We start from the raw sequence: 13,514 nt of genomic DNA, 5'->3' as shown, positions 1-13,514 counted from the left end.
CGACGCCGTGGGCGCGCAGGACCGCCCGGGGCTCGCAAGACCAGGTGGGGTGAGTGGTGAGTACCGAGATGGGCGCGGCTCTGCGCCGGATTCAGTTGGGAAGCGCGCTGAGCGCGTTCGGCAACGGCTTCACCGTGCCCTTCACCTTTGTCTATGTGGCTCAGGTGCGCGGACTGGGGGCGGGCACGGCGGGTGTGGTGCTGGCGATGTTCGCCGTGGCCGCGCTGGTGGTGCTGCCCTTCACCGGCCGGGCGATCGACCGGCGTGGGCCCGTCCCGGTGACCGTGCTCGGCACGGTGCTGGCCGCCTCGGGTTCGCTGGGTCTTGGTCTCTCCGGGAGTGAGCCGGTGGTGATAGCCGCGGCCGGCGCGCTGGGCGCCGGGGTCGCGGTGGTGCAGCCCGCGCTCGCCACGATGACCGTCTGGTGCTCGACCAGCGCGACCCGGTCCCGCGCCTTCGCCTCGCAGTTCTTCCTCAACAACCTGGGGCTCGGTGTCGGTGGGCTGATCGGCGGGCTGATCGTGGACACCGCGGACCCCGCCTCGTTCGTCCGGCTCTTCGCCATAGAGGCGACGATGTTCCTGGTGCTGGGCGCGATGATCGCGCGGGTGCGGTTGCCGTACGCGCCACGGATCGACGCGTCGGGCGGGTCGCGCCGCGCGGCGTCGGGCGGCTGGCGGTCGCTGGTCAGGGACCGGGCCATGGTGATGGTGTGCGTGCTCGGCTTCGTGATGTTCTTCGCCTGCTACGGGCAGTTCGAGTCCGGCCTTTCGGCCTTCGCGGTGGAGGTCACCCGGATATCCCCGGCCACGCTGGGCATCGCGCTCGCCGCCAATACGGCGGTGATCGTGCTGGCGCAGTTCGTGGTGCTGCGGCTGGTGGAGCGGCGGCGGCGCAGCCGGGTGATCGCGGCGGTCGGCCTGGTGTGGGCGGTGGCCTGGCTGATGGCCGGGGCGTCCGGCCTGGTGCACGCCCACCACGCGGTGGCGGTGGCGGCGATCATCTCGACGTACGCGATCTTCGGTCTCGGTGAGGCGATGCTGTCGCCGACGGTCTCCCCGCTGGTGGCCGATCTGGCACCGGCCCGCATGGTGGGCCAGTACAACTCGGCGTTCGCGCTGGTGAAGCAGTTGGCGCTGGCGCTGGGTCCGGCGGTCGGCGGTCTGATAGCCGGCGCGGGTGCCTATGGCGTGTACATCCTGCTGCTGGTGGCGAGCTCGCTGGCGATCTCGGTGACCGCGCTGCGGATGGGCCGCCGGCTCACCCCGGCGCAGGAGATCCCGTTGCGGCACACCCGGGTGGTGGCGCAGTCCACGCCGAAGGCTCTGGCAAGCGAGACCTCACCGGTGTGACCCACCGCCGCCCCGCCCCGCCCGACGCCCATTGCCCCGCCCTGATCCACCTGTCCACCGGGACCGCCCGGACCAGCGTGGCCAGTGCGAACGGCGGCGTGTTCGAAGGTGACCCCCTCCGCGCGGCCCGGTCCGCCAGGACCGCCGTGAACCAACTCCGCCGGCTCTCCCGGACCAGCACGGCCGGCTCGGCGGGGCCACACCGCACTGCCCGATCCGGCAGGACCGCCGTGAACCACCTCCGCCCGCGCTGCCGGGACCGGGGGCGGCCGGTGGGAAGGGGTCGGGGCCGGCCACGGCCGCGCCGGCTAGTCCGGTAGGGCGAACTCGCACCAGACGGCCTTGCCGCCGCCCGGGGTGCGGCGGGAGCCCCAGGCCGAGGCGATGGTGGCGACGATCGAGATGCCGCGGCCCGCTTCGTCGGCCGGTTCGGCACGGCGGCGGCGCGGCAGATGGTCGTCGCCGTCGGTGACCTCGATGATCAGCCGTCGGTCGGTGCGGCGCATCCGCAGCCGCATCGGCGGGGTGCCGTGCTTGAGCGAGTTGGCGATGAGTTCGCTGGCGGCGAGGACCCCGAGTTCGGTGAGTTCGAGGGAGAAGCGCCAGGAGGCGAGCACCCCGGTGGCGAAGGCGCGGGCGCGCGGCGCCGCTTCCACGCCGCCGAGCAGTTCCAGGGACGCGTTGCGGAAGAGTTCGGCGTCGGTGCCGGTGTGGTCCGGGTACTGGAGGACCAGCACGGCCACGTCGTCATCGTGCTCCGAGGTCACGCCGAGGGCCCGCATCAGGCGGTCGCAGATCACCTGGGGCGACCCGGTGGCTCCGGCCAGCGCTCGGGTGAGGGCGGCGACACCTTCGTCGATGTCCTCGTCGCGGCGCTCGATGAGCCCGTCGGTGTAGAGGACCGCGGTGCAGCCGGGCCCGAGCGGGATGCTGCCCGAGGTGTGGATCCAGCCGCCGGTGCCCAGCGGTGGGCCGGTCGGTTCGTCGGCCCGTCGGACGGTGCCGTCGGGGTCACGGATCAGGATCGGCGGATGCCCGGCGCTGGCGTAGGAGAGCCGGCCCTCGCTGGGGTCGTGGACGGCGTAGACACAGGTGGCGATCTGGGTGGCGTCAATCTCGGAGGCGAGCCCGTCAAGGAGCTGGATGACCTCGTGCGGGGGCAGGTCGAGCCGGGCGTAGGCGCGTACCGCGGTGCGGAGCTGGCCCATCACGGCGGCGGCCCGCACCCCGCGGCCCATCACATCGCCGATGACCACGGCGGTGCGGCCGGCGCCGAGGGTGATGACGTCGTACCAGTCGCCGCCGACCGCCGCGTCGGTGCCGCCAGGCTGGTAGGTGGCGGCGACCCGGAGGTCGTCCGGCTGTTCGAGCTGCTGCGGGAGCAGGCTGCGCTGAAGGGTGACGGCCGTCTCGTGGAGGCGGCGTTCGCTCTCCCGCAGCCGTTCGGCGGACTGCACCTGGTCGGTGACGTCGGCGGCGAAGACCAGGACGCCGCGGCGCTCGGGGTCGGGGTCGTCTCCCTGGACCGGGGTGCAGGTGAAGGTGAAGTAACCCTGACGAGTGAGGGCGGAGTCCTCCGACCAGGTGACCTTGCGGGCCTTGACGGTGCGCGGTTTGCCGCTGCGGTGGACCTGGTCCATGAGCGGCAGCAGACCGAGTTCGTCGAGTTCCGGCAGTGCTTCGCGGGCCGGGGCGCCGGTGTCGCGGGCACCGAAGACCGCGGTGTAGGCGTCGTTGACGAAGCCCACCCGGTGGCTGGGCCCGTAGGTGACCGCGATCAGGGCCGGCAGCAGGCGCAGCACGCCGCGGACGGAGGGCTCGCGGCCAGGTGTGAGCGGGGTCTGACCCGGGTGGAGGGCGGGTGGCAGACCGGTGCCGCCGATGGCGATACCGGAGGTGGTCGCCGCGGCCGGGGCGGCCACATCGCCGGCCTTACCGCGTGCCGCGGGCACGGCACCGCGTCGCTGTGTTCCGGGGAGCCGGGCGCTCCAACGCGTAAGGTTCAAACGTCCGATTCCTCGTATGGGGCACTGTTCTCCAGTGCTGGTGCACGCGTGGTCACCCGCCCAGTGTGGCCGACCGGCGGCCCTGGGGGGAATCGTGGGGCGCCGGGCGCGGTCAGGGCGCGTCGGGTTTACGCCCCGCACCGGCCGCGAGTTCGAATTCGGCGCGCGGGTGTTCCAGTGAGCCGAGGGAGACGATCTCCCGCTTGAAGAGCCCGGCCAGCACCCATTCGGCGAGCACCTTGGCCTTGCGGTTGACGGTGGGCACCCGGCTGAGGTGGTAGGCGCGGTGGATCAGCCAGGCCGGATAGCCCTTGAGCTTGCGGCCGTAGAGGAAGGCGACGCCTTCGTGCAGACCGAGGGAAGCGACGGAGCCGACGTACTTGTGCCGGTACTCGGTGGGTTCGTGGCCTCTGAGCCGGGCGAGCACGTTGTCGGCGAGGACCTTGGCCTGGCGCACGGCGTGCTGGGCGTTGGGCGCGCAGTCGGTGCCGGGCCGCTCGGCGGTGAGGTCGGGGACGGCTGCCGCGTCGCCGGCCGCCCAGACATTGTCCGTACCGGAGACCTCAAGGGTGGCCGCCGCCCGCAGCCGGCCGCGTTCGTCCAGCGGCAGCCCGGCGGCGGCCAGGATCGGCGCCGGTTTGACGCCCGCGGTCCACACCAGCGTCCTGGTGGGCAGCCGGGAGCCGTCGGAGAGCACGGCGGTCCGGTGCTCGCAGGACTCCAGCCGGGTGTCGAGCCGGATGTCGATGTTGCGGCCGCGCAGCTCCCGGACGGCGTACTTGCCCAGCGCGTCGCCGACCTCGGGCAGGATGCGTCCGGTGGCCTCCACCAGGACCCATTTCAGGTCGTCCGCACTGATGTTGTGGTAGTGGCGCACCGCGAAACGGGCCATGTTCTCCAGTTCGGCGAGTGCCTCCACCCCCGCGTAACCACCGCCGACGAAGACGAAGGTGAGAGCCGCCTCGCGAACGGCCCCGTCCCGGGTGGAGGAGGCGATGTCGAGCTGTTCCAGGACGTGGTTGCGGAGCCCGATGGCCTCTTCGACGGTTTTGAAGCCGATGCCGTTTTCGGCGAGGCCCGGGATCGGCAGGGTGCGGGAGACCGAGCCGGGGGCGAGGACGAGGTGGTCGTAGGAGACGTGCCACGGTTCGCCGCCCACCTCCGCGATCGCCGGGGTGACCACGCTGACGGTTCGGGCCGCCGGGTCGATGGCGGTCGCCTCACCCGCCACGATGCGGCACTTGTTGAGCACCCGTCGCAGCGGCACCACCACATGGCGCGGTGAGATGTTGCCGGCCGCGGCTTCCGGGAGAAACGGCTGGTAGGTCATGTAGGACTGCGGTTCGACGACCACGATCTCGGCTTCGCCCTGCCGCATCTTCCGCTGCAACCGCAGCGCGGCGTACATCCCGACGTAGCCACCGCCGACGACGAGAATGCGCGGGATGTCTGCTGTGGCCAATGCTGCCGACTCCGTCATTGCTCCATGAGGCAATGGACCCGCGTCGTTTGTCCACAGGACGGACAGGACCTTTGCGGGAAATCCCCCGGCAAGTTACCGCGCGTGGCCGCCCATCATCGGGCAAAGGGCGCAGGGCGACCGCGGTTGGGCCCGAGGTCGGGCGGATCGCGGCGGCCCCGCGGTGCCATCGCGGTGCCAACACGGTGCCGTCCCAGGCCCGCTACGGCCGTGCGCCGGGGCGCCGCCGGTCCCTTCCTGCTCGTTCCGTTCATGCCCCCCACGCCCCACGAGTACGGCTCCGTCCCCGACGCCCTCTTCTTTCTCGACGCACGCTCAACTATGTTTGTATCTCGTAGTACTGCGCGGTATGCGCAGGGATCTTGGTTAAGGGTGGGGAGTCTCCGGGGGGAGACATGAGAATTTTCCGGGGGATACGCATATGCACATTCAGGACTCTCGCCGCGCCTCGGCAACCGGCTCCGGCAGCCGTCGTGGAGTAAACGGACCGGCGCCCCTGCGCGTCGACGCACAGCGCAATCTGGAACACGTACTGCGGGCCGCCCGCGAGGTGTTCGGCGAGCTCGGCTACGGAGCGCCCATGGAGGACGTGGCCCGGCGCGCCCGGGTCGGCGTCGGCACCGTCTACCGCCGCTTCCCCAGCAAGGACGTACTGGTCAGGCGGATCGCGGAGGAAGAGACCGCGCGACTGACCGAGCAGGCGCGGACCGCGCTCGGACAGGAGAACGAGGCGTGGTCCGCGCTCGCCCGCTTCCTGCGCACCTCGGCGGCGTCCGGCGCGGGCCGGCTGCTGCCCCCGCAAGTGCTGCGGGTGCGGACGGTGGTCGGCGATCCCGGCGCCGCCGAGGAGGCGCGGGTGCCGCAACAGCGCGCCAGGCCCGTACCGACCGGCGAGCAGGCGCTTGGCCCGGTGGCGGACTACGCAGAGGAGTTGGCGGTCGGCGGCCGGTCGGCTCACGAAGAAGTGAACCAACGACAAGCACGACAAGCACGAGACGTAGAAGACGGAGGCGAAGAAGCGGGCGAAGAAGCGGGACCGGTGGAAGAGGTGGAAGAGGTGGAAGAGGTGGAAGAGGTAGGGGTGCGGACGCTGCTCGATGTCGTCGGCCAGCTCGTGGACCGGGCCCGCGAGGCCGGCGAGTTGCGCGGTGACGTGTCGGTGGCGGACGTCCTGCTGGTCATCGCGACGGCCGCGCCGACGCTGCCCGATCCGGCCGAGCACGCGGCGGCCTCATCCCGGCTCCTGGACATCCTGCTGGAGGGACTCCGTTCCCGCCCCGGCGAGCGGCTGGCGTCCTGGACGTCTGCCCCGGCCTCGCCATCATCGCCGTCATAGCCGCGTTAGCCATTGCCTCCTCGTCGCTTCTCCGGCGGTTGCCTGGCGCCTGGGAAATCGATCGGGTGAATATGACGGATTGACTGGCCAAAGCCCCACGGATGAGTGGTTCCTGTGGATGGCGTGCCGCCGGGCCCCTTTCCTGTGCCACGCTTGCGCCGTGGATGAGGGAAACGGGGAATCCGGCGCCGCCGCGGCCGACGCGGAGACCGGCCAAGGGTTGTCCTCGCGCAGGGTGCCGGGGCAGCGCGACGGGATCGCCCGAGCGGAATCCGTGGCTTCGGAAAAGGTCCGCCCGAAGCCGTCCCGCTCGGCGGCGGACGGACCGCGAGCCGCTCGTCCCGAGGCGGCCCGTCCCGGGCGCGGCGAGGTGCCGGCGCAGGCCAAGGAATCCGGGCAGGCCAAGGGCGCGGCAGCCGCACCGGTGACGGCACCCGCGGAAGAGCCCGCACCGGAGCCCGCGACGGCGGCCGCACCCGCGCCCGTACGAGAATCGGCGCCCACGACCGAGCCGGCGCCGTCCGCGTCGGTGCGTGGCGCCGCACCCGCTGACGAGGATGTGTTCGCGGCGGGCCACCCGGCGCCCCGCGCCGACGACCAGACCGGCCTGTCCGACGCCGAGCTGCTGGCCCGGGTGCGCGGTGGCCAGGACAGCGCGTACGAGGAGCTGTACCGGCGGCATGTCGAAGCGGTTCGCCGCTACGCCCGCACGTGCTGCCGGGACGCGCACACCGCGGAGGACCTGAGCGGCGAGGTCTTCGCCCGTACGCTCCAGGCGATCCGGGGCGGCAGCGGCCCGGAGAGCGCGGTCCGCGCCTATCTGCTCACCACCGTCCGCCGGGTCGCCGCCACCTGGGGCAACACCGCCAAGCGCGAGCACCTCGTCGAGGACTTCGCGGTGTTCTCGGTCTCGGCGGCGGGCTCCGCCGCCGCTGAGGCGTCCGCCGAGCCGGCCGCGGACGTACGGGCGATGCACGAGGCCGAACGCTCCCTGGCGATCCGGGCGTTCCGTACCCTGCCCGAGCGCTGGCAGACCGTGCTGTGGCACACCGCGGTGGAGGAGGAGTCGCCCAGCGAGATCGCCCCGCTGCTCGGTCTGACCCCCAACGCCACGGCCGTGCTGGCCCACCGGGCCCGGGAGGGGCTGCGCCAGGCGTATTTGCAGGCCCACGTCAGCTCCGCGCTCACCGCGCAGGGCGAGTGCGCGCGTTACGCCGACCGGCTCGGCGCGCACGCCAGGGGAGGCCTGCGGACCCGCGCGGACCGGGCGCTGAACCAGCATCTCAAGGAGTGCGTCCGCTGCTCGGCGGCCTCGGTGGAACTGGCCGACCTCAACTCGGCGCTGAAGGGCCTGCTGCCGGTCGCGTACATCGGCTGGTTCGCCGTCGCTTACGCCACGAAGGCCGGCGTGGTGGTGGCCGGCGGGGCGGCCGTGGCGGGCGCCGCCGGTGGTGTCGCGGCGGGGACGGCCGCGACCGCCGGAACGAGCGGCGGGGCGGGCGCGGGCGCCGCGAGCGGAGGAGCCGCCGCGGAAGGTCTGGGCGCACCCGCGAAGGTGGGGATCCTCGCGGCCCTGGTGGCCGCGGTCGCCGGCACCGCAGTGGCCCTGGCCATCGCCGGGGGCGACGGAAAGCCGCACCCCGAGCCGGTGGCGGCCAGGCCGCCCGTCACCGCGCCGGCCGCGCCGCTGCCGCCGTCCGCCGGGACGCCTCCCGGGCCCGGACATCCCGCCGGTCCGGCGTCCCCGAAGGCGCCGCCTCGGCTTCCCCTACCGGCGGTTCCTGGCGCGCCGGGCAGGCCGCCTCAGGCCCCTGAGACGGGCCCAGCCGGAGCATCGATCCCAGCGCCGGCGGCCGGAGTGGTCCCGACGCCTTCCGCGCCACCCACGGCAGGCGTGACGCCCACTCCCCCGCAGGTCACCCCGACCACGGCCGCGCCGCCGGCCTCAACTCCCGCCAGCACACCGCCGACGACACCGCCACCGCCGCCCCCGCCGCCGGTCGTCTACCGGGTCAACGCCTTGCCGGTCGGACGCCCCGGCCAGAGCGCCACCGGGCCCACTATCCGACCGGGCGCCGGCAGTTGGTGGTGGAACCGTACGGGCCCCACGATCGACGGCATCCGCTACCCGCACGGCATCACCGTGCGCGGCCTGTCCACGGTGACGATCGACCTCAACCGAACCTGTGTCTCGTACGACGCGGCGGCCGGAGTGGACGACCGCGGCCTCGCACGATGGCTCGGCGCCTCGCTCCGCTTCTCCGTCTACGGTGACGGCACTCGTCTGTGGTCCTCCCCGGTGGTCCGGGGCGGCAGCCCGGCGGTCCCGGTCCATGTCGCACTCGCCGGCGTGAAAACCGTCAAGCTGGTCGTCCAGCCCCAGAGCCTCGGCCTCGCCCTCGCCGACCTGGCGGACTGGGCGAACGCGGAGATCACCTGCTCGTAGCAGCGCGGAAGCCCTCCGGGCCGGGGCACGGAGGGCTTCTGACGGTGGGACCGGGCCGGGGTCAGTCCGCGACCGCAGCCTGGCGGCCCGCGGGTACTTCGCAGACGCCGTCGGCGCAGGCGTCGGCCGGGTCGACCGGTTCTGGGGTCTCTTCGGCGGCGGTCTCCCGGCTGACCTGTTCGAGGACCTGGAGGAAGGTCGAGGTCTCCTGGCCGCCCTGGACGGCCCACTTGCCCTCGAAGACGAAGGTGGGGACCGCGGTGATGCCCAGCGCGTGGGCCTCTTCGAGGTCGGCGAGGACCTCGGGGAGGAGGTCGTCACCGGCGAGGAACGCGGTCACCGCGGCGCGGTCGAGACCGGCCGCCACGGCGGCTTCGGTGAGGTGGTCCGGGTCGCCGATGTCCATGCCCTCGGCGAAGTGGGCCGTCATGATGCGGCCCTTGAGGCGGGTCTGGGTCTCGGCGCCGTACTCGTCCAGCGCGAAGCGGAGCAGGCGGTGGGCGAGCAGAGAGTTGTTCTCCAGCACGGTGTCGAAGTCGAAGGTGATGCCTTCGGCGGCGCCGAGCTTGGTTAGGCGGCCATCCATGGCGAACGCCTGCGGCCCGAACTTGGCGGCCAGCACCTCCCGGTGCGACCGCGCCTCATGCGGCGCGGACGGGTCGAGCTGGAACGGCCGGTAGACCACCTCGACACCAGCGGCCCCCGGAAAAGCGGTCAGCGCCCGCTCGAACCGCGCCTTGCCGAGGTAGCACCACGGACACGCGATGTCGCTGTAGATCTCAACCTTCACGGCTCTCCCCACTCTCCGCACCCAACACCCACCGCCCCGCTCAACCACCGCCTCGCCCCCCGCTATTCCCTCCGGGGGCAGGGCCACCGCAGTGCCTACGGCACCCTGCGGCTGCCTAGGAGCGCGGGGACGGTCAAGGAACGTGAAACGGCACCGGGCGGCTACCTAAGGGGCGCGAGGAACCGCGCGACCAGCCCCCCGCGCCCAGCAGGCGACCACGAACCCCAGCCGGCGGAAGCCGACCAGCCGGGCTACCGCCCGCGCGGCGGATCCTCGTCGGCGTGCGGCCCAAGAAGCTCATCCGCCAGAGTCGGCAGATCATCCAAAGGTGTCTCCTCCGCCCAGTCCGGCCGGGGCCGGGTCCGCGGCGGTGGCTGAACCGCCGGCAGCTCCCGGGTGCGTTCGGCCTCAGGCTGCTCCGGTCGGAAGAGCCATTCCGGCACGCGATCCGTCGGCGAACCGGTGTTCCGGGGCGCGGACGGCCGGGCCACCGAGTCCTCCGGGCCGTTCTCGCGCCGGTCACGCCGATCCCCCCGCTCGCCTCGATCGCCCCGCTCACGCGGCTCGCGCGGAGCAACCGGCGGCAGCACCGTGGTGGTCTCGGACGAGTCCGGCTCGGGCGGCCGTACCGGCTCCGGCTCGGGCCTGGCCACAGGCTTCGACGCCTGCTCCCGCTCCCGCTTCGGCCCGGCATCCGGCACCGGCGTCATCACCGTCGTGCTCTCGGAGGCCGGCATCGGCGTCCGTACCGTCGTGTTCTCGCCCGACGCGGGAGCCTTCGCTTCGTCCCGGTCGTCCCGAGCGTCCCCGTCGTCCTCCGCCGCGGGAACCGCGGGCAGTACCGCCGTCTCATCGGCGGCTCCCTCCGGCCCCGCCGACCCCGACGGCTCCGCCGGAACAGCAGGCAGCACCGCCGTCTCGTCCGCGCGCCCGACCGACGGCAGCTCCGTCGTCCGCTCGGCCTCCGACGGCTCCGAAGCAGCGGACTGCGCGGCCGCCGCCTTCGCCGCCGCGACGGCCTCGGCGGTCCGTGCCGCCTCCGCGCGCAGCAGCGCCGCCTCCGCCTTGCGCTGCTTCTCCCGGCGCCGCTCGTCCGCCTCGGAACGAAGCCTCGCCTGTTCCTCGGCGAGCCGCCGCAGCCGCGCCTGCTCCGCTTCCCTGGCGTCATCCTCCGCCTGGCGGCGGGCGGCCTCCTCGGCGGCCAGCCGGGCGGCCTCCTCCTCGCGCAGGCGCGCGGCCTCCGCCTCCTGGGCGGCCTTGCGTTCGGCGATCTCGCGGCGGGCCGCCTCCTCGGCGGCGACGCGCCGCTCCTCCTCCTCGCGGCGGAGCTTCGCCAACTGAGCCTGGCGTTCGCGTTCCGCCCGCTCCTCCGCGGCCTTGCGCTCGGCCTCCTCGGCGGCGAGTCGCGCCACCTCGGCCGCGGCCCTGCGTTCCGCCTCGGCCCGCGCCTCGATCTCCTGCTGGGAGAGCGGCAGAAGGTGGTCGAGCCGGTGCCGTACGACCGTGGTGACCGCTTCCGGTTCCTGCCCGGCGTCCACCACGAGGTAGCGCGCGGGGTCGGCGGCGGCGAGCGTCAGGAAGCCGGCCCGGACCCGCTGGTGGAAGGCGGCCGGTTCTGACTCGAGCCGGTCGGGCGCCTCGGTGAACCGCTCCCTGGCGGTCTCGGGGTCGACATCCAGCAGCACCGTCAGATGCGGGACGAGGCCGTCGGTGGCCCAGCGCGAGATCCGGGCCACCTCGGTGGGCGCCAGGTCACGTCCCGCGCCCTGGTAGGCGACGGAGGAGTCGATGTAGCGGTCGGAGATGACGATCGCGCCCCTGGCCAGCGCCGGCCGGATCACGGTGTCGACGTGTTCCGCGCGGTCGGCCGCGTACAGCAGCGCCTCCGCGCGCGGCGAGATCCCGGCCGAGGTGACGTCGAGCAGTATCGAGCGGAGCCGCTTGCCGACGGCGGTGGCGCCGGGTTCGCGGGTGACGACGACCTCGTGCCCCTTGCTCCTGATCCACTCGGACACCGCCTCCACCTGGGTGGACTTGCCCGCGCCGTCGCCGCCCTCGACGGCGATGAAGAAGCCGGTGGCGGCGGGGGCGACGGTCGGCTCCCCGCCGCGCAGCGCCTCGCGGAGGTCACGCCGCAGCGGTACGCCGCTGCGGTCGTCGGTCTTGCCGAGGACGAGCGCGGCGATCGGCAGCAGCAGCGCGCCGATCAGCATCAGGGTGTACTCGGCGCCGCCGTGGTCGAAGGTGAAGTGGCCGTTGTGGATACGGTGCGGGCCGATCGCGGCGGCCAGCAGCGGGGCGCCGATCGCGGCGACGGCGATCACCGCGCGGGCGACGGCCTGGAGATGCTCGGCGGTACGGGCCCTGCGGGGCTCCTCGGCCTCCAACTCGACCAGTACGTGCCCGGTGTTGGCGGTGACACCCGCCGCGATACCGGAGAGCAGCGCGAGCAGCAGCACCGTGGTCTGGTCGGCGACGACGCCGGTCAGCAGCAGGGCGAGACCGGTCAGGCCGATGGCGAGCGACAGCAGCCGCCGCCGGGACAGGCCCTTCAGGGTGTGCGGGGCGATCCGGATGCCGACGACCGTGCCGCCGGTCAGCACCAGCACCAGCAGGCCGAAGCCGATCGGGCCGAAGCCGAGGTCCCTGGCGTGCAGGATCGAGACGCCCACGGCCGCGCCGATCGCGCCGGCCACCGCGGCGGTGGCCAGGACGAGCAGCGGCAGCGCGCCGGTCCTGCCGCGTTCGGCGCCCGCGGGGCCCTTCGGCAGCCGCAGGCCCTCAAGCGGGGAGCGGGGCCTGGCCGGGGTGCCGGAGGGGAGTTCCAGCAGGTACAGCACGGCGATGGAGGAGGAGAAGAGACCGGCGGCGACGTAGGAGGAGAGCGCGACCTGGTGCAGGTGGAACCAGTCGATGCCCACGCCGAGCAGGGTGTTGACCAGGGTGATGACGACGAGCGCGGCGGCGGCCAGCGGCAGCGCGACGAAGCCGGTCCGCAGCCAGAGGCGGTTCAGCGTGGCCAGGTGGTCGGGCGCGGGCCGTATCGAGGTGTCGCCGGCCGCCGGCAGCAGCGAGGGGGCGGCGCCGTCCTTGGCCACGGTCCACAGCCGTTCGGCGAGACCGGTGACGAAGGCGGTGGCGATCAGCCACAGGTGCGCGGAGCCGGGCACCCAGGTGATCCACAGCGGCGCCACGATGAAGAGGGCGAGCCGGGCGGCGTCGGCACCGATCATCGTCCAGCGCCGGTCGAGCGGGCCGCCGGCGTCGGTCAACGCGGAGAGCGGGCCGAGCAGTACGGCGCCGAAGAGCAGGGTCGCGACGAGCCGGGCGGCGAGTACGGCGGCGGTCGCCAGGGCGATGCCGCGGTAGCCGCCGTCGAAGGAGCCGGAGGCGGCGACGGCCTGCACGGTGAGGACGAGCAGGGCCAGCATGCCGAGGCGGTCGGCGACGGCGCCGGTCAGGTGGGCGCTCCACAGTTTGCGGAGCGTGGGGATCTTCAGCAGCGCGCCGACCGCCCGCTCACGGGAGTCCGCCGCCAGGTCCGCGGCGAAGGTCCCGTTGACGTCTGCGGGGGGTTCTGGCTGCTCGGATCGCGTCATCCTGACAGCCTATCCGGATGGCGTAAATCAATGCGGGGCGCCTCCGGCGCGGGTCCCGCGAATCCTGTGCCTCTGCCCCGGCGACGGCGCGGAGCCGGTCCTGCCCGGCGAGCGCCGTTCCCGACGGACGGTCACAGGGTGGCTGAGCGCGCAGTTCCTCGCGCCCCTTTGGGCCGATGCCGCGCCGTTCGGCCGTTGCGTCGGCCTTGCGGAGCCGGTCCTGCCCGGCAAGCGCCGTTGCCGACTGTCGGTTGCAGAGTGGCTGAGCGCGCAGTTCCTCGCGCCCCTTGGGGTTCCGTGCTCTGGACCTTTGGCGTTGCGTTGCCCTCGCGGGACCGGACCCGAAGGCCAAGGCAACCGTCGTACGGTGCAGCGTCGGACCTCAAGGGGCGCGAGGAACTGCGCGACAAGCCACGACGCGACCGGCAGACAGCCATGGCGCCCAACGGGCAGGACGGACCCGCGAAGGCAAGGCACCGGAGGGTTACCCACCGGCTCCCCCCGG

At 73.4% G+C, this 13,514-nt stretch carries 7 protein-coding genes; 3 read left to right on the top strand and 4 right to left on the bottom strand.

Translation table 11 applies throughout. The annotated features are described in order from the left end of the window. Positions 1-56: 56 nt before the first annotated feature. Positions 57-1,352: an MFS transporter gene (locus OG519_RS19030; protein ID WP_405585204.1), complete on the top strand. Its 1,296-nt coding sequence runs from the start codon at positions 57-59 to the stop codon at positions 1,350-1,352. Positions 1,353-1,660: 308 nt separating this feature from the next. Here OG519_RS19030 and OG519_RS19025 read toward each other — a convergent pair whose 3' ends face one another. Further along, entirely contained in the window at positions 1,661-3,358 is a 1,698-nt protein-coding gene (locus OG519_RS19025; RefSeq protein WP_405585202.1) for a SpoIIE family protein phosphatase, read from the bottom strand. A 112-nt stretch (positions 3,359-3,470) separates the two neighbouring features. After that, positions 3,471-4,838: an NAD(P)/FAD-dependent oxidoreductase gene (locus tag OG519_RS19020; RefSeq protein WP_405585199.1), complete on the bottom strand. Its 1,368-nt coding sequence runs from the start codon at positions 4,836-4,838 to the stop codon at positions 3,471-3,473. A 421-nt stretch (positions 4,839-5,259) separates the two neighbouring features. On the opposite strand from OG519_RS19020, the gene OG519_RS19015 reads away from it, so the two are divergent. Both OG519_RS19015 and OG519_RS19010 read left to right on the top strand, forming a co-directional pair. Further along, entirely contained in the window at positions 5,260-6,174 is a 915-nt protein-coding gene (locus tag OG519_RS19015; protein WP_405585195.1) for a TetR/AcrR family transcriptional regulator, read from the top strand. 160 nt (positions 6,175-6,334) lie between these two features. Then, on the top strand, positions 6,335-8,620 hold the full coding sequence (locus tag OG519_RS19010) for a sigma-70 family RNA polymerase sigma factor (protein ID WP_405585190.1): 2,286 nt from the start codon (positions 6,335-6,337) through the stop codon (positions 8,618-8,620). 61 nt (positions 8,621-8,681) lie between these two features. Here the strand turns inward: OG519_RS19010 and OG519_RS19005 are convergent, their stop codons facing one another. Together OG519_RS19005 and tmk are read right to left on the bottom strand one after the other, a co-directional pair. Beyond that, positions 8,682-9,410, bottom strand: a complete 729-nt coding sequence (locus OG519_RS19005) for a DsbA family oxidoreductase (protein WP_405585188.1) — start codon at positions 9,408-9,410, stop codon at positions 8,682-8,684. Between the two features lie 251 nt (positions 9,411-9,661). Then, positions 9,662-13,009 carry a dTMP kinase gene (gene tmk, locus OG519_RS19000; RefSeq protein WP_405585185.1) on the bottom strand — a complete coding sequence of 1,116 codons (3,348 nt, stop codon included), beginning with the start codon at positions 13,007-13,009 and terminating at the stop codon, positions 9,662-9,664. Positions 13,010-13,514 lie beyond the last annotated feature (505 nt).

The sequence above is a fragment of the Streptomyces sp. NBC_01190 genome, assembly GCF_045039895.1.
Lineage (GTDB): Bacteria > Actinomycetota > Actinomycetes > Streptomycetales > Streptomycetaceae > Actinacidiphila.
Note: the sequence above shows the minus strand (reverse complement) of the source record. Positions and strands in the feature narration are given on the sequence as shown.

What these genes read in the sequence shown, in the direction of transcription:
- OG519_RS19020 (WP_405585199.1), bottom strand. Translation starts at nt 4,838, where the DNA reads ATGACGGAGTCGGCAGCATTGGCCACAGCAGACATCCCGCGCATTCTC.
- tmk (WP_405585185.1), bottom strand. Translation starts at nt 13,009, where the DNA reads ATGACGCGATCCGAGCAGCCAGAACCCCCCGCAGACGTCAACGGGACC.
- OG519_RS19015 (WP_405585195.1), top strand. Translation starts at nt 5,260, where the DNA reads ATGCACATTCAGGACTCTCGCCGCGCCTCGGCAACCGGCTCCGGCAGC.